Here is a 21,371-nt window from a genome sequence, read left to right on the forward strand (position 1 = left end):
GCGTATGGCTACCCGCGCTGGCTGAGCTCGCGGGCATAGAACTGCTCGCTGGAGAACTCGTGGATGCGGTCCATGTCGGTCAGGATCGTGCGGAGCTCGTGCAGGAACGCCCGTCGACGCTCCTCCAGGTCCGGGCCGGCCTGCAGCAGGTTCTGGTCGGCGGCCACCTGCCGCGCGGTGGCGAACAGCAGTGCCGACACCGACTCGTTGCTACGGATCCGGCCCTGCGCCGCGTACTGGGCGCCCACGCCCAACGCCAGCTTGGTGAGCTCCTTCTCCCCGATATCGGCCGGTGCATCGCACAGCACGTCGGCGACGATCGTGTAGGCCTCGATGAACGGCCGCAGCATGGCGTGCGCCATCAACGGCTTCTTGTCGCGCAGCAGGCTGTCCACCGCGTCACCGCCGGCGGCGACCTGGATCTCCCAATCATCTTGCCACGACATCTCTTCGGCGAGGTGTTCGCGGAAGGCGGCGGAATCGGCGAAATAGAAGTCGAACTTCAACAGATCGCGCAGCCGCATCGCCTGATCCCAGAACACCTCCACGCGATCGCCGTCGGGCGCGCGACCCGCATGGGCCAGAGCCAGTTCCGCGATCGACGTCTCCAGGAACGCGTGGATCAACGTATTGCGGTAGAAGGCAGCCTCGTGCTCGTGCTCGGGCGCGATCCGCCACACCGGCTCGTGGCCACCGTCGACCCTTGTGACCGGGTGGCCGTTGGAGAGGGCGTCGACTGCGGCCCGCACGCCGTCGGGCGTGCGCAGCCGCAGCGCACTGTTGGTGACCGGGTTCTGTTTGCGCTCAAGGTAATCGAGCGAGTCCTGCAGGGTGTGGTGGAGCTGGTTGAGCGTCAGTGCGCGGCCACGGGTGGTGAGCAGCAGCGCCGACACCAGGCCGGTGGCGTTGATCGGTGTGACGCGCAGGATCCGCCAGGCCACCTCGAAGGCCATCTTCTGCATGGCAAGGCGTTTGGCGGCCTCGTCGGAGGCGATCGGCCCGCCCGGCTCGCCGAGGTACTGGCGCATCGACACGGCCTCGGGGAAGCGGACGTAGATCTTGCCGTAGTTACGCTCGCCCTGCGCCTTGATGAAGTTGTACAGCCACTCCGCGCTCTCCGGCGTCTTCTCGCCACCGCGGGCGTAGGCGGCGTACTCGGTGGTCTCGTGCAGCTGGTCGAAGCTGATCGACACCGGCTGCAGCAGGATGTCTTCACTGCGGCCGTCCAAATACGCGTCGGCGACGTAGGCGAGCAGTCCGAGCTTGGGCGGCAACATCTTTCCGGTGCGCGACCGGGTGCCCTCGATCGACCAGCTCAGGTTGAAGCGCTTCTCCACGATGTAGCCGACGAACTGGCGCAGCACGTATTTGTACAGCGGATCGTCGAGCTTGCGGCGCAGGAAGATGACGCCGGAGCGGCGCATCAGCGGGCCCATGAACCCGAACGAGAGGTTGATTCCGGCGAATGTGTGCGCCGGGGGTAGCCGGTTTTCCTGCATCGCCACCGGGACGATGACGCCGTCGAGGTAGGACCGGTGCGACCACAGCAGTACTGCCGGGTGGTCTTCCAGGCCGCGCCGCATCGACTCGATTTCCATACTGTCGTAGTCGATTCGCGGATCGAAGCCCCGGCTGAAGATCGCCCGCCCGAGGTTGGGGATCAGGTCCACCGAGAATCTGCTCCACCCGGTGGCGAGCTCGTTGAGCATCTCCTCGGCCTTGGCCGGGTCGGCGTCGGGGATCTTCTCCAGGCCTTCCATGAACCGCGTGGAGGCCATCAGCTCATCGGTGATCAGTTGCGGCGACTTGTATTCCGGCCCCAGCAGCCGCAGTTCCATGCGTTCGATCGCCAGGCGGGCGCGGCGCAGCACGAAGCGTGCGAAATCGCGCGGACTCTCGCCGACGGTGTTCTCGTTCCACTGCTGACGCAGCTCGGACACCTTGGCCGGTTCACCGGCAACGATGCGCGCCCGCGACGGATCACGGCGAAGGATCCTGCGCTGCAACATCTCTGGTGGACGGTAGGTATCCCGCCCGGAGATCAGGCCGACGATCTTGACGCGGGTGGGCAGGCCACCCGGCACCCAGAACACCCGCACCGGAACGACCAGTCGGTCCTCCCCGCCGCCGAGTTCCTCGACCAGCTGGGCCACCACCCCGGGGGGCGGATCACCCGCGGGCAGTTGCAGCACCTCGACCTTGGTGTCGGGGTGTGCCCGCCGCTGCGCGTGCAGCCAGTCGTTGAGGAGTTCGAACTCCGCCTTCGACGACACCGACGCCAGTACGAGCGCGTCGTCGGTGGTGCTGAAATCGGCCAGGTGGTCGGTGTGGGTCATCGGCGGCCCTTGGCAGGTGACTGCTTGGTTGTCGCGGCCTTCTTGGCCGGCGTCTTCTTGGCGGCGGCCTTCTTGGCCGGCGCCTTCTTGGCGGCCTTCTTCGCGGGTGTCTTCTTGTAGATCTCGGCTTCCGGCACCTTGTCCGTCGGCCAGTTCTTCAGCGTGTCCAAATACAGCTGGCGAACCTCCTCGATGCGCTCCGGGAGGTCCTCCACCGTCCAGTCCTCGACCGAAAGAGGCGGGTAGACAACGATATCCACCTCGCCGGGATTCATCGTGGACGAATCGCGGGAGGCGATCACCTCGGCGTTGCGGATCACGATCGGCACCAGTGGAACACCGGCGGCCATGGCCAGCCGGAAGGGCCCCTTCTTGAACGGGCCGACGGTGCGGGTGTCCAGGCGAGTGCCCTCGGGAGCGATCATGATCGACAGGCCCTTGGCCACCAGGTTCTCGACCTCATGCATGGTTTCCACGGCGGCCTTGGGGTCGTCGCGGTCGATGAAGACGGTGTCGACCAGCTTGCCGAGCGTGCCGACGACGGGGTCGTCCTTGAGTTCCTTCTTGCCGACGCCGGTCCAGTTGTCCCGCAGCAGCGATGCCGTGATGACGGGGTCTGCGTTGTTGCGGTGGTTGAAGATGAACACCGCGGGCCGTTGTTTGCGGAGATTCTCCTCGCCAAGGACGTTGAGCCGCACGCCGTTTACGGCCAGCAACAGATTCGGGAACGCGGTGGTGAAGAAGTTCAGGCCGCGCCGGCGGCTGCGGGTCAGCGCACCCCACCAGATCGCGCCGGTCGCGGCGGGCACCAGCGCACCGACGCCGAGCAGTGTGCGCACCTGGCCCATCAAGCCTCCGCCACCGCGGCTGGAGAACCGCAGGATCGGCCAGCCGCGCCGGCGAGCGACCGCGGCCATCTTGCCCTCGGGGTTGGTCGGGCGCGGATTGCCGACCAGGTACATCAGCGCGACGTCCTCGTCGCCGTCGGCGTAGAAGTACGAGTGTTTGAGGTCAATGTCGTTGTCCGCGGCGAACTTCTGCACCGCGTTCGCCTTGCCCGGCCCCCACAGGATCGGCCGGACCACGTCGCCGGTCAGCACGTCGTTCTCGTCGACCTCGAACCGGTTGGTCAAGGTGTTCTCGATGCCGAGGAACTTCGCCACCGGTTCGACCTGAAGGGTCAGCGCCGAGGAGCTGAGCACCACGGTGTGTCCGCGCTCCATGTGTGCGTGCACCAACTCACGCATTTCCGGATAGATCCGCTTCTCGATCTGCTGCACGAACATCCGGTCGCCGATCTCATGCAAATCGCTCAACGCCCGGCCGCGCAGTGCCTGCGACGCCTTGGTGATCAGCTCCTCGAATTCCAGCCGGCCGAGCTGATGGTTGAGGCCCGCGGCGATCATCGAGATCAACTCCCCGATGCCCATGTCGCGGCTGCGGAAGCGCTCTCGGGTGAGGATGACGGCGGTGAACCCGGCGACCAGGGTGCCGTCCAGATCGAAGAACGCCCCGATCTTGGGCCCTTCGGGGCTGGCCATCACCTCGGCCACCGAACCGGGCAGGCGCATCTCCGTCTCGCTCATCAGTAAGCCACCGATCCGTTCGGGCTAGGTTGGGGTGAGTCGTTTTTCGGGTCGGGGAACGATGCGGGCACCACGCGCGGCGGTGGATCACCGGCCAGCGAGAGCACCTCGTCGAAACCCTCGCGCAGGCATCGCGCGAACAAGTCCTCGTCGGTGATCGATGCGCGGTCGTAGCGGGCGGTGACCGTGGCGAAGCCGCCGCGAGAGACCAGCACAACCATCATCGCAACCCCGGGCAGCGGCCCAATCCCGTACTGGCGCAGCACCTTCGCGCCTGCGATGTAGGTGTCGCCGGCATAGACGGGCACATTGCTGGCCTGGACGTCGGAGGCGATCACCGCACCGCTCATCGCTTCCAGCACGGCGTCGGGCAGCAGGCCGACCACGGGCGCGATGGCGCCCATCAGGTCGATGGCGGCCTCCTCGCGCCGGGACGTCATCTGCTTGCGAATTTTCTGGATCCGCACGGCCGGGTCGACGACGGCGATCGGCGCGGCGAGGTTCACCCCGGCGAACCGGTTGCCGCCGGCCGGGTCGGCCTCGGCCCGCAGGCTCACCGGCACCGCCATCGGCAGACTGTTCACCGGAACGCCGAGCGCCTCGTGATAGCGCCGCAACGCTCCGCACAACCCGGCCAGGTAGGCGTCGTTGACCGAACCGCCGGCGGCGTGCGCGGCGGCGCGCAGGTCGGACAGCCGCATCTCGATCGCCTCGCTGCGCGAGGACAGGCTGCGGCGGCGCAACAGCGGGGACGGCTCGGCGGCCCGGGCCACCACCCGGCGCCCGGAGCGCGCGTAGTCGACGGCGTCCCACACGGCCGTGCCGGGATTGCGCACCACACGACCGACCACGCCCAGCCCACCGGTGACAGCACCCAGCAGGCCGCCGACGATGGCGCCCGGCAGATGGTTGAGCCCTTCGCGCATCAGGTCGTTGGGCGTCAGGTCCTGCGGCACCGGAAGGGGCGGCGCGGGCCGGGGCGCCGGCTCGCGTTCGAGGTCATAGATCTCGGCGAACATCGCGGTGGCGCCGACCCCGTCAGTGACCGCGTGACTGAGGTGCAACAGCGTGGCCGCCTTGCCGCCTTCAAGCCCCTCGACCAGGGTGGCCGTCCACAATGGGCGGGAGATGTCCAGCGGCGACTGCAGGCTCACCTCGGCGAGGTCGAGCACCTCACGCAGGGTGCCCGGCTCGGGAACCCGAACCCGGCGGACGTGGAAGTCGAGATTGAAGTCGGGGTCGACCACCCAGCGCGGTGCAGCCGTCGGCAGTGTCGGGACCACGACGCGCTGGCGCAGCCGGAGCACCTTGCGGGACGCGTTCTCGAACGCGGTCCGGAAGCGGTTCCAATCCGGGGTGCGGTCGAGGATTTCCAGCGCCATGATCCCCGAGCGGGTCCGCGGGTTGGCCTCGCCGCGGTGCAGCAGCATGTCGAGGGGACCGAGTTCGTCCGGCAGACCATTCACATCGGCTGGTCCGCTCATGGATCCCTCCTCATCGACAACGGCACGCTCGGCGTGCGCGAGTCGGCGAACGCCGACAACCACGCTAGTCGGCGCGCGGGGGTGGCGGGTCTCGATTGTGAGTCGGTTACGACTTCAGGCCAAGCAGAGCGGCGGCAGCAGTAGGAGAACGGGCCACAGCAGTGCGGCCAGGCCGTACGCCCCCACCTCAGCACCGGCCGGAAGGACCCGGTTGAGTTGAACTTCAAGCTGCTGAACCGCTTCGACATGGAAGAAGCCCCAGACGAGTCCGATCACCAAGTACGGAATCGCCAGCCACATCGCGATCTCGATCACCGCTTCGACGGTCACCTCATAGTTGAGCACTCGGCGCAACCGGGTCATCAGCTGGTCCACAAGCCCTCCCCCAAATCTGAAAACACAGTTTCTCACAAATGCTTCTCGCGGGCGGCCGTACTCATTAGCATTGGGCTCACTCGGGGCGGGAGGACCTCAATGCTGACGAAAATTCGTTCGGTGCTGAACTACAAGCTGACGATCGCCGAACTCATCGGCATCAACCTGTTGATCGGGATCCCTTATCTCGCTGTGGGTCTGGTGTGGTCGTCGACCCACACCGATCACCTGCATGCCCTGCGGGGCGCCGACCTGGTGGTGTCGTTCCTGGGGTCCATCGTGTCGTGGCCGGTGCTGCTGTTCGCCAATGTCTGCATGACGTGACCGTTCGGCAGATTGCGTGGGCCGTCGTCGCAGTGGTGCTGCTGACGTTCGGCCTGCTTGCGCTGCGATGGCCGGTGTACCTGCCCGACTTCGATCCGTGGGGCGTACAAATCAAGTGCGGCAGCGGTTTTAGCGCTGATCTGGTTCAGGCGACCTTCGCCGGCAAGGCCGACCAGTGCCAGCACGCACTGGCGGTACGGCGGATGTGGGCGATCCCGGTGGCGGCGCTGGGCTGGCTGATCGTCATCGTGCTGGTGGTGCCACTACTGCGACCACAGGAGGCGCGCTCGCCAGGCTGACGATTGTCAGTTGCCGCGCAGCACCAGGTTCGCCATGACAAATTGCAAGTAGGGCTCGTAGAGATCCTGGCCGTCCAGATGGCTCCCCATCAAGACGCCCTCGGTGCTGGCCACGAGCAGCCGAGCCAGTGTCTCGGCAGGCATCCGGATTTGGCCGCCAAGGCGATCGACATGGTTCGTGATGTAGTCGGCGATCCACTGAATCGTCCGTTCCCGCTGCGGCGCCAGACGCTCCCGCGCGTCCGGGTTGCGAAGCAAGTACAGCGAGAACTCGTAATTGAGCGCCGCGTCAGCCCGACTTCCGGTTGTGACGCCGCGCCAACGCTTCACCAGTTCGTCGACGAGTTCGTCGTTGAGCGCCTCGAACGAGCCGATCACGTCGTCGAAGTTTGCGGCCAGCCGTTGCAGGCGCCGCTCGACAACTGCAAGGAATAGCTCGTCCTTGGCTCCGAAGTGTGACGCGATGGCACCGCGCGTGTACCCGGCAACCTCGGCGATGTCGTCGAGCGCGGCACCGGCAAAGCCGTGATCGGCGAACGCCGCCTCTGCCGAGTCGAGCAGCAGGGTGCGGGTGTGTTCCAGCCGCCGCTCGCGCGTCCATCTCTCCACCATGCGTCGATGGTGTCAGATCCCTGATGCCGTTGTACGACTCGGCTCGACTCGATATATTCCAGTTCGGATATTTTATCCGAACTCGTATATAACGTGTTGATCTGCAAGTACTGGCCACCTCGGCCCGCGGTGCCGAGCATGCGGAGGGAGTCCGACGTTGCCCAAGTCTCGCGAGGAGCACGCCCAGCAGTGGGACCTGCGCCATGAAGACTTCAACGACAACGACTTTCTCTACGACGTGTACGACGTCATGCGCGCGAAGTCCTCGTTCGCCTACACCGACACACCCTTTCTGACGCCCGACGCCGGCGGATCGTGGGTGGCGGTGAGCTACAGCGCGTGCACGGCGATCCTTCGCGACTGGGAGCACTTCTCGAGCAACCCGACGCCGCAGGGGGCTGAGCAACTCCCCGGCGACATCGTGATCACTCTCGATCCCCCGCGTCAGCAGAAGTTCCGCAAGGTGCTCAATCCGTACTTCTCCCCCGGCCGGATGCAACAGCTGCAGCCCGAAATACGTTACGAGACAGACCGATTGATCGACGGATTCATCGAGTCTGGAGTTGGTGATCTTGCCGAAGTGGCATGGCGACAGCCGGGCATCGTGTTCTTCAAGTACCTGCTCGGCATGCCCGTCGACGATGTCCCGCTGTGCATCGAATTGACCGACACCGCCCTCAACGGTGCGACCGAGGAGGTGCGGAGCGTGGCATGGGGCGGCCTCTACCAGCACATCACCGAGGCGGTCGTCGCGCACTGCGAAGGCCCCCCGACCGACGACATGATCGACGTGCTCCTCGGCGCGGAAATCGACGGCCAGAAACTTGCATTCCAAGACGTGGTCGGCAACGCCATGCTGCTGGTACAGGCGGGACTGGAGACGACCGCGAACGCGATGTCCTTCGCCTTTCACTACCTCGCCATGCATCCAGACGAGCGGGACAGACTGATCCGCGAGCCCGACATCATGCCCTACGCCATCGAGGAGTTCATCCGCTTCGCCGGGTCAATCCATGGCATTCCGAGAACCGTCACGCGTGACGTCGAAGTCGACGGGCAGACCTTCCGCCCCGGTGAATCCGTCCAGGTCAACTACGCCTCGGCGAACCGGGATGCCACCGAGTTCCCACAGCCCGAGCGCTGCATGCTCGACCGACGGCAGAACCGCCATCTGGGCTTCGGCGCCGGCGTGCACCGTTGCCTCGGCTCCAATCTCGCGCGCCTCGAGTTTCGGATCGGGGTCGAACAGGTGCTGGCCAGAATGCCGGACTTCACGCTGGCGACCGACACCGACGCGAAGTTCCACGGGAACTCGGTCACCCGCGGATACCGCACGGTGCCAGTGACATTCACGCCGGGAAAGCGATCGGGCTAAGACCACGGGATTCTCACGACACGCCTGTCACCTCAGCGTTATCTTATTTTTATCTTATTTTTCTTAGAGTTCGTGTACGGTGGGTAGTGCCGCAGCAACGGAAGGAACCCGCCATGCAGCCACCCGCCCGCGTCGTGTTGATCACCGGTGCATCAAGAGGAATCGGCGCCGAAGTCGCCCGTCAGCTCGCCTCTCCCGATACCCACGTCATCGTGAACTACCGCGAGAAAGCCAAGCGGGCCAACGCGGTCGTCGACGCCATCCGCGGTGCGGGCGGCAATGCCACCGCGTTGGCTGCCGATATCACCGACGACGTCGAGGTCGCAGCGATGATGCAGTACATCACCGCGCACTTCGGCAGGCTGGACGTGTTGGTCCTCAACGCCTCAGGCGGACTCGAAACCGACGCGGATCCGGGATATGCGATGCGACTCAATCGCGACGCCCAGCGCCGCCTGGCGCTGCTGGCCATGCCGTTGATGCCAGCCGGCTCGCGGATCGTGTTCGTCACCAGCCACCAGGCCCACTTCTATCCACACAAGGCGGTGCCGAAGGGCTACGGGCGCGTGGCCGCCAGCAAGCGCGCAGGCGAAACCGCGCTTTACACAATGCGTTCCGAGTTCGATCACGCGGGCATTCACCTGACGGTGGTCTCCGGGGATGGCACCACGGGCGCGCTGCCGACAGTCGAGGCATTCGGCACCGCGATCGCCAACGCCGCAGTCGTGCCGAGCGCCTCGAGCATCGTCTACATCGGCAGCGCCGACTATCTGATGACGGTGGCCTGACCTCAGCTCGCCGAGCCGACCGCTATCTTCTCGGTGCCGTTCCGCGCCGCCAGGTGGCGGCCATACACGATGCCCATGAAGTTTGCGACGGCCTCGGCTGCCAGCTGGCAGCGCAGCGTCGCGATGGTGTCGAAGGCGTGGTGCGCCTTGGGGAGCTCGGCGTAAGCCACCGTTGCGGGCCCCGACATCCGAAGTGCGGCAACGAAATCGCGCGCCTGCGCACTCGGTATCACGGCATCGCTCTCGCCGTGCAGGACGAAGAACGGCGGGGCGTCACGATGAATGCGGTGCATGGGCGACGCGTCGCGGTACAGCTGAGGGTTGTCCTCCAGCCGACGCTGGACCACAACGTGCTCGAGCAGCGGCATCATCAGCGGATGCATCTTGTCGGTGGTGGTCAGGTCGTAGACGCCGTAATACGGGGCGACGGCCTGCACGCTGGTGTCGGCGTGCTCGAAACCCGGTTGCAGACTTTCATCGCCGGCGCTCAGCGCGGCCAGTGAGCTCAGGTGCCCACCGGCCGATCCCCCGGTGATCGCGACGAAGTCCGGGTCGCCGCCGTACTTGGCGATGTTGGCCTTGACCCACGCGATGGCCCGTTTCACGTCGACGATGTGCGACGGGAAGGCGTTACGCGGGCTGCGGCTGTAGTTGATCGTGACGCAGATCCAGCCCAGCTCGGACATCCGCGCCATCAACGGATAGGCCTGGCCTCGTTTGTCATTGACCGACCAGGCGCCACCGGGAACCTGGATGAGTACCGGCGCGCGGTACCCCTCCGGCAGATCGGGGCGACGCCAGATGTCGAGCGTGTTGTTGCGCCCGCGGGGCCCGTAGGAGATGTTCCGGGTGGTCGCCGCGTAGCGGCGGCGATGGTGCATGGCGTCGAGGACGGCAGCGACGTTGGGACGATGGCCCGACTCCTGCCCGAGAGGATGCCGCACTTCGGCGGTGTAATCCTTGCCGAAGGTCTTCTCCAGGGCGGCCTCGAGCACCTTGTCGGCTTTCTGGACCGCCAGAGCGCAGGCAACCCTCTGCAGCGGCGACACCGTCGAGAGTGCGTGGCCGGTGAGGACTTGCGGAGCGAACTCGGCGTTCAGCCACCCCAGCACCCAACCGGCCGCGGCCGGCGAGCCCCGCAGCAATAGTGACCCGGTGTTCAGCGCCTGCGTACAGCGCGCGGTGACCTGCCCGATGGGAATGCTCATGAGCTCCAGACCCCCTTGTCCTTAGCCCGCCTAACGCCTTTGCCAAGTCGCGGATGCGGTTGGTCGACGTGTGTCAGTCGTCACACCATAACCTAACTTCGGCCAAACCTGAGGAATTCTTAGGAACTATCTTCTTGGGCCTTTGTGCCCTAGGAAATCCCGCTGGCAAAGTGAACGCGCGGTGGCGTCGCGTTGTCCTCCAACTTGCCTGACAGGAAACGTCGAGGGATTCACAGGACGATTTGTGAATGCTTCTCGAGGACCCCGCTCCCGCCTTCGCCGGAGGACTGATCACGCGTGTTGAGTCGCCCTTCGCCGCGGGTGCGCCTGCGCCGCTGAGGCGGCCTTTTCCGCGTCCATCGTTGACGCGGCCCGTCCATCCCAACGACGCAGCTCAAGCGAGGCGGTTTGCCGAGCTGATGCAGGACGAGATCGACGATCTCGAGGACTTGATCGCGGTCGCGCAGGACCGCTGGACCAGTCGGTGCGATGCCGGCTGGGGTGCCGCTCGCACGCCCGAACCAGTGCTGCGGCTGCGGGAAAAGCTCAAGGAGGTCCGCCGCCTGCAGGAGGCTCTGCGGGCCCGGTTCGACATCGCCTGACACTTCCGCGGATCTTTGCTCAACGAGATTGCAATTCACAGGGAGTTACACGCGCCCCTTCTGGCAAATCTGCACCGCTAGACTGTCGACGCGCTGCCTCCGTAGCTCAGTTGGATAGAGCAAGGGCCTTCTAATCCCTAGGTCGCAGGTTCGATTCCTGCCGGGGGCGCTGGTCAGAGGTGGTATTTAGCCATACTGAATAACGTCAGTCGTCGTTTATTCGTCGTTTATAGCGGACCTGAGTTGTCGGCGACGGCCTTATCCAGCAGATTCGCCACCTCGTTGTGAACCCGGCCGCGGCTCATGTAGCGGTCCTGCGTCATCGACACTTTGGCGTGTCCGAGATGGTCGGCGCCAATGCGAGCCGACAGTCCGGCGTCGTCGATGAGCGTCGCGACGGTCTTGCGGAAGCTGTGCGAGGTGATGTCGGGGACGCCCAACTCGTCCCGGGTTCTGCGCCACTGCCCGGCGAAGTTGTCGGGATCGCGCAGCGTCCCGTTCGTGGACGGGAAGATGACGGACTGCTCTCCGAGATAGGGCAGCTTCCGACGTTCGTTAAGGGTGGCGACCGCGAACGCGGGAAGCGGAATCACCCGGCGCCCCGCCGCAGTCTTGGTCTCATCGACGCGGACCAATCCCTTCGCCTTCTCGCGGATGACTTTGCCGGAGACGGAGATCGTGCTGGCGTCTGCGTCGAAGTCGGTCCACTGAAGCGCCAGCAGTTCTGAGCGGCGGAGTCCGGTGGCGATCAGCAGCGTGATCGGGTCGGTCAGGTCGCGCTGGCGGCACGTCTCCGAGGTCCTCAGTTTGGCGAGCAGATCGCGCAATTGATCCGCGGTGAGCGCCTGGGCGCCCTTGGGCTGTTCCTTGGACTTGATCGCCTGAACGTCGCGGACGGGGTTGGCGCCGAGGACGTTGTTGAGAACCGCGAGTTGAAGAGCTCCCCGCAGCAGGGTCCTGGATTGGCGGGCCATCACTGCCCCGTGAGCGGTACGCATCGACCGCAGGGCCGCGTCCAGTCTGGCGGCCGACGCCTCCCCCACTTTCACGCCGGCCATGAACTTGCTCAGCTTGGCTCCCGTGTAGCGGTAGGTGTCGAGGGTGCGGGCCGAACGACCGTCTTCGGCGAGCCGCTCGATGTGTTGGTCCACCAGAGTCATGACCGGAGTTTCAAGGCCGATGGAGCCCGCTCCGGAGGGTGGTCGACGATCGGCGAGTGCCTCAATTAACGCGTCGGCGGCAAGCTTCCCGTATTTGTCGTGCTCATCGGACGGCCCGAGTCGTTGGATTCTACGTGTGACGCCATCGGTGTCGCGAAAGCGGCACTGCGCCAACCAGATTCCGCCACCGAGGTATTTGCGGGTGATCTTGCCGTGCTGGCCGATGCGCAGCGATGGCCGGCCGGCCATGGATTACCCCTGGGCCTGCGGGCGTTGCGGGCGTTGCGGCGCCCGCTGGAGCACTAGAACAGCGATCATTGACCCATCATACTTCGGCGGAGTCGCGCTTGCCTTCGGTGAATTGCTGTTGCTCCCAGTCGATTACGTCGCTGAGCCGGTATCGGACGTGCCGCCCGAACTTCGCATACCGTGGACCAGTCCCCTTGGACGCCCATTCGGCCGGCGTCTTGACCGGCAGTCCAAGCCGATCTGCGAGGTCTTGGCGCGTTAGCCACTTGTCTTCGGTGTTCTCATCCATGGCGGTCACTTCCTTCTGGTCCGCCCCAGGGTCGGGTAATTCAACTGTAAGTGGGCCCAGAGGCACTAGCTGCGGTGATTTTGGGTGAGTCCGCTCTAACTGAGCTGCGCACACCCGGGCGTGGACGAGCACTGTCGGTGAAGTCGGAACCCACTAGGGCCGAAACAATCCTGTCGATTCCCAAGTCGCCTCAGCCGTTCTCGATCTCAATCCAATACTTCTCTAACGCTGCGGCCAACAAGGTTCAAGTGTCGGACTCCACGCTTACGCTGGCGGTTACCGTGAGTGGAGGAGGACGGGGATGAACAGGGCCGAGCGTCTGTGGAATTTGCGCGACGGCGTGCTGGCATGGCTGTACGAACTGAGGATCAACGGGAGCTCTATCGCTGAGGCGAAGCCCGCGGAGTTCATGGAGGCGACGGACTGGTCCGACGCGGAGGTGACCCGTGACGAGCTAAACGAGGCAGTCGAGTGGCTTACGGACGAGGGCTACGTCGATGGCATACGCACAATGCAGGGGGTCGTCGTCCGGCCGCAGCTCACCCCCTACGGGGAGAAGTACGCGGCGTCGGGCAAGAGCGTTCGGGATCTGCCAGGCGTCGCCGATGTGCAGAGCCCTTACCTGCACATCGAGGGAAGCAGCGGAGTCGCCGTCGCTTTCCATAGTCCAGGTGCAATGCAAACCGTGAACGTCCGGCAGAAGATCGAACAGGCACATGCCCTCGCGGAAGCTATCGAACGAGCGTTGTCTGCTGTCGCTGACGACGGGATTCGCGCGACCGGCGAAGAGTTGGTGTCTGAGATCCGTGCTGAGTCGAGCTCCGAGGAGGCGAATCCAGGCCGGCTAAAGACGCTGGCCACCACGGCGATTACGTCGATAGCCACTGCGGCGGGCACAGACCTCGGGAGAGCAATCGTCGAGGCGGCGCTGCCGCTGCTTTCTTGACGTAATGTCCCTCGGACTACAGGCCACACAGGTCCAACAGATGTCCACGGCCGGTCCGACAACGCACGTCTTCGTCGGGAGCTCGACGGTGCCTGCGTCCTGCCGCGAGGAGACCATGGGCGGTGTCGGTGCCCGTCCGTAGGCTGCGCGCCATGGCGCTCCACTTCGTCGACCACCGCCGAACGTCCGCGGACAAATACTCGTGGGTTCCACCGTTCGATTGGTCGGTCTCCTACGAGAACGACCAGTGGTGGGACGACGCCCGGTACTACGTCAGCGACCCGTGGTTTGTCCAAGTGCTGGAATACGGAGTGGAGGTAGCACGGATCGAGATGGATGACCCCGGTGGCATCAACCCGACCTATTTGGACGTCCCGGTGATCGGTGACGACGAACGGTTGGAAGTCCAGCTCATCGAGGTGGCCACCACAGAGCGGCGCCGCAAGGTTGGCACTCGGGTTGTCTACGAACTCATGGAGCGGCACAGCGGTCGCCGGTTGTTCGCGTACAGCGAGACGGCGGATGAGTTTTGGTCGTCGCTGGGATGGGAGCGCTTCGATCACCCCGAGGGTCCGCAGTTCCACCGTCCTCTGTTTATCCAGTCGTCGGCCTGCTGAAGAGCTTCCGGCGAGGAGATCGACCGGAGAGTCGATTTCCTATGACACTCAAATGGATCGGCTGCCCAACGCGACGGCTGCGTGGACATGACGTTCGAAAACCATGGCGACGCCAGTTCTCAGCCGGTGACAGCACGCCGTACTAAATGAAAACTGAAGAAAGTACTCACGCCAGCCGAGGATAACCGTGGCTGGGTACGAAGTTGACTCCAGATTTGTCGGATCAGATTTCGAGTCCGTAGTCGGTGCTGCGGTGTTGGCTTCTGTCGACGCGCCGCTCTATACCTTCGCTCCTGCTGCGGTCATGTCCTTGCCGGTCGGCCTTCCATGCACCGTAGCTCTCTTGTCGGAGCTCCGTGGCGGCGGCGCGCATGTTGACGAGACCCCGCACCCGCTCTGGTAGAGCCTGGTTGGCCGTATGGGCGGCGTAGTCATGCGCGGTGATGGCCGGCTCGTCGTTCGCGAGGATTCCGTGGATGAGGGTGGCGGCTTCGCCAAGGTCACCCCGCTGGGCGATGTGAGTTTCAGCAGGTAGCACATGGCCAAATTCGCCCGCTTCGGTGCTGCGTTCGTAGATGTACGCGTGGTTGGCTTGGCGTCCTCGGGTCATTGCGACGTAGAGCAAGTTACGGCTTGTGTCCTCGCGAAGGACAGCGATGCTGGCGTCGGCCGTAACCCCTTGGGCGGAGTGCACGGTGACCGCGTAGCCGAGGTTAACGTGTTCCCGGACGTAGTCGTTTTCGAAGACGACTCGGGCTTTGTCGTCGAGGCGTTCGGCGGCAACACGATTCGTCTTGATGTCGATTGCGGCGACCCGCCATCGGTTGCCGTTGCGCACGGAAGGTACCGAACCTGCGTTGGGTGTTGAGTGGTGGAAGGCGATAGTGGGGTCGTTGCGGCGGCTGATAATTAGATCTCCAACGCTGAGGCGCTGGCCGCGGGCGCCCAGGACGGAGGCGGCGTCCGGGTCGATTCGCTCGTTGTGAATCCGGAGGTTGAGCACATCGGCCATCTCGGTGGTGTCGCATACCAGCAAGGCGTCGCGGCCGAGCTCGGTGTCGGCCGTATACGCGGCAAGCGCGTCGGCGGCCATGGAGATCGCGTCGCCGCAGTGCAGCCGATCGTGGCTGCGATACCACTCCACCGCATCGCGGCGCGCAGGCGGTTCGCCATCGCGCAACCCGAGGGACGCGGTGCGCTCTTCCGGGTCTCTCATCCGCCACACCTCGGAGAGTCGTTGCGTCCACGGAAGGTCGGTGCAGAGTTGCGCGAACATGCCGCCGCGGGCCTTGACCGGCGCCAACTGGCTTGCGTCACCAACAAGTACCGTCTTCGCGCCCGCCCGCGTGGTGGCGGTCAGGAGCTGTCGCAAATCATCGGTCCCGACCATGCCGGCTTCATCGATCACTACGAGGGTCGACTCCTCGAGCGTCAACATGTTGTCGCGCAGCAACTGCAGTGCTTTGGCGACCGTCAGGCCGTCGTCTCCTGCGCCTTCGCGCATCGCGACGTCGACAGCCTGACCGGTCGGCGCAAGAACCAGAACAGTCGCACCGAACCGGTGGTGCGTCGCGCTCGCAAGCGCGCGTAGGGAGGTGGTCTTGCCCGCTCCGGCCGGCGCAGAAAGCGGTTGCACAAGCCAGGGCGAGTCGCCGATGTTCCGCACTGCAGCCCTCTGATCCGGCGACAGCCCGGCGGTGTCGTCGTCACGCACCCATAGCCTCGCGCGATCGTTCGTCGCGTCGACCAGGCGCAGTAACGCGCCTTCCTCTGCCAAGATCCGCGCCAGGGTGAAGCGCTCACGCCCCTCGCGCTCGTGCGCCGCGCGCGGCGCGGTCAACCGCATCCCGACCTCGTCGACGGCCGCTTCAACCGCGGCGCGCGGCGACTGGTCCCCGTCGACGGGAAGGTGCGCGCCGACGATCTCGACCAGGTCCGCGCGGGTGAACACCGCCTTTTCGATTTTCTCTGCGGCCGCAGCCAAACTCGCGCCGTCGAACGCGCTCCGCCCCGCGGCGCGCCGCGCCGCCCGCGCTTCCAGAAACGCGGCGCGGTCCAGAACAAGACCCCGCGCGTCTTCGCTCCACTGCCGCTGTAATTCGCTCCACGCAAGCTCTTCCGGTTTGGCGGGACGCGTCGCTTTCTGTGCCGCCGCAAGCTGCGCCGCGCTCAACGGGCCGTCCACCGAAACGAGGTTGTGCGCCGCCCACTCCCGCAACTGCGACGAGCGCCGGGACCACGCAGTGATGGTGTCGCGATCAACGCCGGCGGCCTCGGCCATCCCGGTTCCCGGATCCACCGGCGCCCATTCGATTCCCAGCGATTGATGTAGTTGGCGACGCAACGTGGCTTGGTAGATGACTCCCGCTGCACGGGCTTCGTGATACAGCGACGTCCCGTCAATCGACACCAGCGCCCCATCGCTGCGGGCCTGCCGATTCGGCAGAATGACATGGGTATGGAGGTGTGGATCACCGCACCGCGACGTCTCATGCTGATACGCCACCGCCACCAATCCCGGCAACTTCACCAGGTCCTTCTCCCCCGTGACGCTGTTGTGCACGCGGGTATAGCCGGCATGGGCGGCCAGGTACTCCATTGCCTCCGCAATCGCGGTCGAATGCGCCGCAGCGATGGCCTTTTGGACCACATCGTCGGCGCGCAGCGCGCGCAACAACGACACGCTTTTCGGCGCGGCGAAGGTCAGATCAAAGCCGTGCACACCGCGGTTACCGAAGGCGCGTCCACGCGCACCGTTGGGTGCGATACCGTCGTCAAGCCACCGCGCCACGACCACAGAATCGGCTTCTCCTCCGGCGCGCTGAACATCGGTCAATCCCACTAAGCGCGCCGCGGTATGGGTGTCGCCCGCGCACAACCACATTGGGGTGCGCGTCTCGTGTTCGGAGTAGTACTCCCCTAGGCCACCGCTGGCCCGCTGGAGGTCAGAGCTGGCGCGCCCCGCAGCCTTGGCGGTGTCGATGTAGTAGCTCACCGATGACCGTTTGAGCTTCGAAATTGTCAGCATCAATAGGCCCGCTCAAAACCGGAGGAATCGGCGCTTACTGCGCCACAACCAGTCTCGCACCCCTTGTGCAAATGTGCCAAGAGGTTTCTGAGTATGAATTAGCTGAGAAATGCAGTGGCGCAACGGTTTTGCTAGTTAGCAAGAGTAGACGAGGGGTGATGGGTATGGATGGGAATGAACGGTTGATAGATGAGAGGAATGCCGTGAGTGATTGAAGTAAGGAGCTTGGTCAGCCACGTCGGCCGGCGCGTTCGGCGAATGCGTCGAGCGCGACGAGTACGTCCGGGGAACGCCAGACTCTATTGCGCGGTCCGTTGGTAGTTTCGATGAGGATGCCCGCTTTCGTGAGCGGGTTGAGGTACCGGTGGGCATTGGTCGATTCGATGCCGAGTTCTTGCGCCACCAGGACCGCGTTGACGACCGGGCGGCGGGTCAACAAGTCGGCGACTTTCCACACCGCGGAGTCCGACCGCGCGGTGATCACACCGTTCCAGCTTTCCCGAATCTCGCGAAGGTCGGCGATCAGTTGTCGCCCGTTGGCGATCGCACGAACGGTGGCGCTGGAGAAGCTGTCGACAATCGGCGCGGCGTCGCCGTCGCGATAACTCGTGAGGGCCGCGAAGTACGCGTCGGTGTCGGCCAGCAGCCCGGCTGAGACTGGCACCGTCACCTGACGCGTCAAACCCTTATTGCGCAGCATCGCCTGCACCAGTGCGCGCCCCGTGCGGCCGTTGCCGTCGGTGAAGGGGTGGATGGTTTCGAACTGTGCGTGACTCACCGCGATCTGTGGCAGTGCGAGCATGTCGTCCCGGCGTGTGAACGCGATCAGATCGCTGATCGCCCCAGGAATCAATTCGTGGCGCGGGCCTACGAACGTCGCACCGATTGGGGTGGCCCCGCTTCCGATCCACACCGGCTCAGTGCGGAACTCGCCCGGCGTGTGGCGGGGATCGTTGATCATCAGGGCGCGGTGCATCGCGCGGATCGCGTCGGCGTCCACCGTGTCGGACAGAGCCACTGCTGCTTGCATCGCAGCGGTGTTGGCGACGACCATGGCGGCGTTCTGTTTGGCCTTTCCGCCGGGTAACTCGGCCTCGCCGATTTGGCGCGCTGAGGCGGTGAGGTTTTCGATCTGAGAACTCGCGGCGGATTCAGATCGCAGCAACACGGATGCGAACGGTGCGATTTCACCGCCGAGTTCTGCATCGAACCGAGCGATCTCGCGACTGGCTGCCTCAGCGCCGGCCAGCACCGAGGGCGGCAAGTCGAGAGCCACGTCGGCGATACTGGCGGGCACAGCGGGGTGATAGGTGCCGTACTTCGGTAGCGCTCGTCCCGCATGCCGCCTGCCCTGCGGCTCCCAACGAACGTCCTCGCTCGTGATCGGCCTAAGTGAAGTCACCACCAGAGTCTAACTTCACTTATCGAGTAGGTGAAGTTATAACTTACAGGTGACCTCGGCTACCGGGATCGTCCGTGTGCCCAATCGCCGGACTTCGCCATCATCGCGATCTGATGACCGTTGATGCGCCGGCTTCCATGTTGTTGCGCACCCGCCACACTGGCGTATCGATCATGTACGTGTGGATCGAGGGGTCGAGCTCGATTCGCAGGAACGCTATTCGGGTGTCTCCGCGGGCGTGGAGACTGCGGTAGTTGTCCAGGATCTGTCGCCCCAGCCAGAACTGGGAGAAGACGCGGGTTCCTTCCTGATCGGTCCAGCTGATGATTTCGGCGTGGCCGGTCAATTGGATCGTGGCGGGGGGAACGAACCATAGCAGCCGTCGGGGCGTCGGTATGACGAGCGAGACGTGTGGATTCGCGGCGATGTTGCGGGCTTTCTGGAGATGGCGGCGCGTCATCACATAAATCGTGCTGTCGGAGTCGGAGACGCCGTAGGTGATACCGGCGGACGCTGGCTGGCCTGTCGGGCTGCTGGTGGAGAGCACGGCGAAGTGTTGTCGTCGTATCTCGCGCAGCACTGTTCCGTAGGTCAGGCGTGGTTTCGGCATGGGTCAGCCATCCCCGATGTCGGTGAAATCAGCGAGAGATGTTGCCGCGCAGGACTGCGAGGCGCTGTTGGTATTCGGCTTCGTCGATTTCGCCGCGTGCGAATCGGGCAGCGAGAACCTGCTCGGGCGACTCGGTGTAGGGCGGTGATTGAACGACGGTGCGAGTCGTCGTGTTACCGGTGCTGGAGCGTACGAGCGCGATGATCGCGACGATGACGAGGATCCAAAACAGGACCATTCCGATTGCCATGCCTGTGTATCCCCATCCGCTCATGTCGTGGTCGGACCAGAACATCATGGGATTTCTCCTTTTCTCTCGTTGTGTTACAGGGCGCGGCTGAGCAAGACTCAGCCGGTGTAGTTGAGGGTGGTCATCATGCCGGCTTCCATGTGGTATCCGTTGTGGCAGTGCAGCATCCACACTCCGGGGTTGTCGGCGAGAAGCCGGACGGTCACCGTCTGCATCGGTTTGACGATGAGGGTGTCCTTGCGGGGGCCGGGGCTGCCGTCCGGTTTGACGACCTGAAATGTGTGGCCGTGCAGGTGCATCGGATGCCACATCATGGTGGCGTTGGTGAACGTCAAGGTGGCGCGCTGGCCCTGACGGATCGTCAGCGGAACGGTGTGATCGAACGGGCGGCCGTTGATCATCCAGTCGTACTGCATCATCGTGCCCGACAAGCGCGCCTGGAGATCAATCTCGCTGGAGGTTGCGAGCTGGACTTGAGGTGTCGCAACGAAGGTATCCACGGTGCCGACTCGACCGGTGAGTTCAGGGGGCCGGAACGCGGCGTCGGGGGTGCTGCCAGCGCCCGTGGTGAGTAGGGCGCGGGCGACGGCGTTCTTCCCTTCCGCAGCGGCGACGAGAGGAAACACACCGGAGGCGGCGGTCACGACGACGTCGTAGCGCTCCCCCATGCCCAGCAGCAGGGCGTCGACGTCGGTGGGCATTACCGGGAAGCCGTCGGTATGGGTGACGGTCATCCGGTGCCCGGCGAGTGCGACCCGAAATGCGGTGTCGGCGGCGGCGTTGATGAGGCGAATTCGGATGCGCTGTCCGGGTTTTGCGTTGAAGGTTGTCGGTGCAGCAGGAATGCGGCCGTTGATGAGGTAGTACGGATAGCTGACGTCGCCGCCGTCACCGCCGAGCAGATCGCTAGGCCCCGCCCCGCCCACGCCGGGAGTCGCCGGCATCTGTCCCATGCCGGGCATCCCGGGCATGGAGCCACCGCCAGAGCTCATGGAACGCAGTCCCTTATAGATCTCGTCGGGACTGGTTCCCACTCCGGAGGTCCAGTCGTCGAGCATCACGATCCACTCGGCGTCATAGCGGCCAGGCTCGGCTGGATCATCGATGATGACCGGCACGTACAAGCCGTAGTCGGTGTCCATGCCGGCGTGCGGGTGGGCCCAGTATGTTCCCGGATACGGGGAGCTGAACCGGTATTTGAAGCTGGAACCGGGCCCGATGGTGCGGCTGGCCGGTTCGGCACCATCCATATCGTTGCGCAAGGCAATGCCATGCCAGTGCACCGACGTCGGGTGATCGAGGCCATTGTCGACGGTGACCGCAATCTCGTCCCCGACATTGGCCCGAATCAACGGACCGGGAACCTGGTTGTTGTAGGCCAGGGTGCGCGCCTTGGTGCCGCCGAGGTCGATGTCGGCCGTCCCCGGCATCAAGCGCGCCGTGACCGTCTTGCCGGTATGCGGACGGGCCGCCTCGGCCGCGGTGATGGCATCCGACATGCTCGGGCTGCTCGGCGCACCAGCGGGGGTCGAACGGCTACATGCCACCAACGCCGCGCCACCGAGGACACTGGCCGCAAGAAATCCGCGCCGTGTCAGGGTTGCCGGTGTAAGGGGCCGTGGACTCATCACCAATCCCGTCTCTAGAGGTCTCATGTCCTACCCTGCGCTGGCCCCACAGGGGTTTGGTGTTGGTTTTGTGAAGATTCGCTCAAGATCCGAATGCAGCTTCGCTGGACGGCGCGATGAAGACGTAGATCTCATCGCGCAGACGACACCGGACAGCATTCACCTCGGCTATCGCCCTAGTGGTTGACGACGACGAATCCCGG

At 64.7% G+C, this 21,371-nt stretch carries 20 protein-coding genes and 1 tRNA gene; 8 read left to right on the forward strand and 13 right to left on the reverse strand.

Going from position 1 to position 21,371, the window contains the following annotated elements:
- Nucleotides 1-8: 8 nt before the first annotated feature.
- From K0O64_RS19990 to K0O64_RS20005, 4 genes are all read right to left on the reverse strand, one after another.
- Nucleotides 9-2,336 carry a glycerol-3-phosphate 1-O-acyltransferase gene (locus K0O64_RS19990; RefSeq protein ID WP_096311856.1) on the reverse strand — a complete coding sequence of 776 codons (2,328 nt, stop codon included), beginning with the start codon at nt 2,334-2,336 and terminating at the stop codon, nt 9-11.
- A complete protein-coding gene (locus tag K0O64_RS19995) occupies nt 2,333-3,922 on the reverse strand; it encodes an HAD-IB family hydrolase/lysophospholipid acyltransferase family protein (protein ID WP_096311857.1) in 1,590 nt (529 codons plus the stop codon). The genes K0O64_RS19990 and K0O64_RS19995 overlap by 4 nt, the downstream gene beginning before the upstream one ends.
- Nucleotides 3,922-5,406: a wax ester/triacylglycerol synthase family O-acyltransferase gene (locus K0O64_RS20000; RefSeq protein ID WP_096311858.1), complete on the reverse strand. Its 1,485-nt coding sequence runs from the start codon at nt 5,404-5,406 to the stop codon at nt 3,922-3,924. The genes K0O64_RS19995 and K0O64_RS20000 overlap by 1 nt, the downstream gene beginning before the upstream one ends.
- Before the next feature lie 114 nt (nt 5,407-5,520).
- Entirely contained in the window at nt 5,521-5,781 is a 261-nt protein-coding gene (locus K0O64_RS20005; protein WP_096311859.1) for a hypothetical protein, read from the reverse strand.
- 99 nt (nt 5,782-5,880) lie between these two features.
- On the opposite strand from K0O64_RS20005, the gene K0O64_RS20010 reads away from it, so the two are divergent.
- Both K0O64_RS20010 and K0O64_RS20015 read left to right on the forward strand, forming a co-directional pair.
- Complete coding sequence (locus K0O64_RS20010; RefSeq protein ID WP_047331514.1) at nt 5,881-6,105, forward strand: hypothetical protein; 225 nt, start codon at nt 5,881-5,883, stop codon at nt 6,103-6,105.
- Complete coding sequence (locus K0O64_RS20015) at nt 6,102-6,404, forward strand: hypothetical protein (RefSeq protein ID WP_096311860.1); 303 nt, start codon at nt 6,102-6,104, stop codon at nt 6,402-6,404. The genes K0O64_RS20010 and K0O64_RS20015 overlap by 4 nt, the downstream gene beginning before the upstream one ends.
- Nucleotides 6,405-6,410: 6 nt before the next feature.
- On the opposite strand, the gene K0O64_RS20020 is transcribed toward K0O64_RS20015, so the two are convergent.
- Nucleotides 6,411-7,016: a TetR/AcrR family transcriptional regulator gene (locus K0O64_RS20020; protein WP_096311861.1), complete on the reverse strand. Its 606-nt coding sequence runs from the start codon at nt 7,014-7,016 to the stop codon at nt 6,411-6,413.
- 157 nt (nt 7,017-7,173) lie between these two features.
- Between K0O64_RS20020 and K0O64_RS20025 the strand changes: the two genes are divergently transcribed.
- Together K0O64_RS20025 and K0O64_RS20030 are read left to right on the forward strand one after the other, a co-directional pair.
- Nucleotides 7,174-8,391, forward strand: coding sequence for a cytochrome P450 (locus tag K0O64_RS20025; RefSeq protein ID WP_096311862.1), 1,218 nt, complete (start codon nt 7,174-7,176; stop codon nt 8,389-8,391).
- Nucleotides 8,392-8,504: 113 nt separating this feature from the next.
- A complete protein-coding gene (locus tag K0O64_RS20030; protein WP_096311863.1) occupies nt 8,505-9,179 on the forward strand; it encodes an SDR family oxidoreductase in 675 nt (224 codons plus the stop codon).
- 2 nt (nt 9,180-9,181) lie between these two features.
- Here the strand turns inward: K0O64_RS20030 and K0O64_RS20035 are convergent, their stop codons facing one another.
- Nucleotides 9,182-10,387: an alpha/beta hydrolase gene (locus tag K0O64_RS20035; RefSeq protein WP_096311864.1), complete on the reverse strand. Its 1,206-nt coding sequence runs from the start codon at nt 10,385-10,387 to the stop codon at nt 9,182-9,184.
- A gap of 362 nt (nt 10,388-10,749) precedes the next feature.
- Here K0O64_RS20035 and K0O64_RS20040 point away from each other — a divergent pair, with 362 nt between their 5' ends.
- Nucleotides 10,750-10,989, forward strand: coding sequence for a hypothetical protein (locus K0O64_RS20040; protein WP_125477460.1), 240 nt, complete (start codon nt 10,750-10,752; stop codon nt 10,987-10,989).
- Nucleotides 10,990-11,084: 95 nt separating this feature from the next.
- A tRNA-Arg gene (locus K0O64_RS20045) sits at nt 11,085-11,158 on the forward strand.
- 58 nt (nt 11,159-11,216) lie between these two features.
- Here the strand turns inward: K0O64_RS20045 and K0O64_RS20050 are convergent.
- Entirely contained in the window at nt 11,217-12,398 is a 1,182-nt protein-coding gene (locus tag K0O64_RS20050; RefSeq protein ID WP_096311866.1) for a site-specific integrase, read from the reverse strand.
- A gap of 76 nt (nt 12,399-12,474) precedes the next feature.
- Nucleotides 12,475-12,687, reverse strand: a complete 213-nt coding sequence (locus K0O64_RS20055; RefSeq protein ID WP_096312938.1) for a helix-turn-helix transcriptional regulator — start codon at nt 12,685-12,687, stop codon at nt 12,475-12,477.
- Nucleotides 12,688-12,988: 301 nt separating this feature from the next.
- Here K0O64_RS20055 and K0O64_RS20060 point away from each other — a divergent pair, with 301 nt between their 5' ends.
- Complete coding sequence (locus K0O64_RS20060) at nt 12,989-13,633, forward strand: hypothetical protein (protein WP_096311867.1); 645 nt, start codon at nt 12,989-12,991, stop codon at nt 13,631-13,633.
- Nucleotides 13,634-13,785: 152 nt separating this feature from the next.
- The gene (locus tag K0O64_RS20065; RefSeq protein WP_096311868.1) at nt 13,786-14,250 is read left to right on the forward strand and encodes a GNAT family N-acetyltransferase; all 465 of its coding nucleotides are present in this window, start codon (nt 13,786-13,788) and stop codon (nt 14,248-14,250) included.
- Between the two features lie 223 nt (nt 14,251-14,473).
- Here K0O64_RS20065 and mobF read toward each other — a convergent pair whose 3' ends face one another.
- The 5 genes from mobF to K0O64_RS20090 form a co-directional block, all read right to left on the reverse strand.
- Nucleotides 14,474-17,278, reverse strand: coding sequence for a MobF family relaxase (mobF, locus tag K0O64_RS20070; RefSeq protein WP_096311869.1), 2,805 nt, complete (start codon nt 17,276-17,278; stop codon nt 14,474-14,476).
- Between the two features lie 229 nt (nt 17,279-17,507).
- Complete coding sequence (locus K0O64_RS20075) at nt 17,508-18,680, reverse strand: Fic family protein (protein ID WP_096312939.1); 1,173 nt, start codon at nt 18,678-18,680, stop codon at nt 17,508-17,510.
- Between the two features lie 100 nt (nt 18,681-18,780).
- Nucleotides 18,781-19,290 carry a pyridoxamine 5'-phosphate oxidase family protein gene (locus K0O64_RS20080; RefSeq protein ID WP_096311870.1) on the reverse strand — a complete coding sequence of 170 codons (510 nt, stop codon included), beginning with the start codon at nt 19,288-19,290 and terminating at the stop codon, nt 18,781-18,783.
- A 28-nt stretch (nt 19,291-19,318) separates the two neighbouring features.
- Entirely contained in the window at nt 19,319-19,588 is a 270-nt protein-coding gene (locus K0O64_RS20085; RefSeq protein ID WP_096311871.1) for an SHOCT domain-containing protein, read from the reverse strand.
- 50 nt (nt 19,589-19,638) lie between these two features.
- Nucleotides 19,639-21,168: a multicopper oxidase family protein gene (locus tag K0O64_RS20090; protein ID WP_096311872.1), complete on the reverse strand. Its 1,530-nt coding sequence runs from the start codon at nt 21,166-21,168 to the stop codon at nt 19,639-19,641.
- Between the last annotated feature and the right edge of the window lie 203 nt (nt 21,169-21,371).

This window comes from Mycolicibacterium pallens (assembly GCF_019456675.1).
In the GTDB taxonomy this organism is placed as follows: domain Bacteria; phylum Actinomycetota; class Actinomycetes; order Mycobacteriales; family Mycobacteriaceae; genus Mycobacterium; species Mycobacterium crocinum.

Coding starts and splice junctions, on each gene's coding strand:
- K0O64_RS19990 (WP_096311856.1), bottom strand. CDS start 2,336: ATGACCCACACCGACCACCTGGCCGATTTCAGCACCACCGACGACGCG.
- K0O64_RS19995 (WP_096311857.1), bottom strand. CDS start 3,922: ATGAGCGAGACGGAGATGCGCCTGCCCGGTTCGGTGGCCGAGGTGATG.
- K0O64_RS20000 (WP_096311858.1), bottom strand. CDS start 5,406: ATGAGCGGACCAGCCGATGTGAATGGTCTGCCGGACGAACTCGGTCCC.
- K0O64_RS20010 (WP_047331514.1), top strand. CDS start 5,881: ATGCTGACGAAAATTCGTTCGGTGCTGAACTACAAGCTGACGATCGCC.
- K0O64_RS20020 (WP_096311861.1), bottom strand. CDS start 7,016: ATGGTGGAGAGATGGACGCGCGAGCGGCGGCTGGAACACACCCGCACC.
- K0O64_RS20030 (WP_096311863.1), top strand. CDS start 8,505: ATGCAGCCACCCGCCCGCGTCGTGTTGATCACCGGTGCATCAAGAGGA.
- K0O64_RS20035 (WP_096311864.1), bottom strand. CDS start 10,387: ATGAGCATTCCCATCGGGCAGGTCACCGCGCGCTGTACGCAGGCGCTG.
- K0O64_RS20050 (WP_096311866.1), bottom strand. CDS start 12,398: ATGGCCGGCCGGCCATCGCTGCGCATCGGCCAGCACGGCAAGATCACC.
- K0O64_RS20055 (WP_096312938.1), bottom strand. CDS start 12,687: ATGGATGAGAACACCGAAGACAAGTGGCTAACGCGCCAAGACCTCGCA.
- K0O64_RS20060 (WP_096311867.1), top strand. CDS start 12,989: ATGAACAGGGCCGAGCGTCTGTGGAATTTGCGCGACGGCGTGCTGGCA.
- K0O64_RS20065 (WP_096311868.1), top strand. CDS start 13,786: ATGGCGCTCCACTTCGTCGACCACCGCCGAACGTCCGCGGACAAATAC.
- mobF (WP_096311869.1), bottom strand. CDS start 17,278: ATGCTGACAATTTCGAAGCTCAAACGGTCATCGGTGAGCTACTACATC.
- K0O64_RS20080 (WP_096311870.1), bottom strand. CDS start 19,290: ATGCCGAAACCACGCCTGACCTACGGAACAGTGCTGCGCGAGATACGA.
- K0O64_RS20085 (WP_096311871.1), bottom strand. CDS start 19,588: ATGATGTTCTGGTCCGACCACGACATGAGCGGATGGGGATACACAGGC.
- K0O64_RS20090 (WP_096311872.1), bottom strand. CDS start 21,168: ATGAGTCCACGGCCCCTTACACCGGCAACCCTGACACGGCGCGGATTT.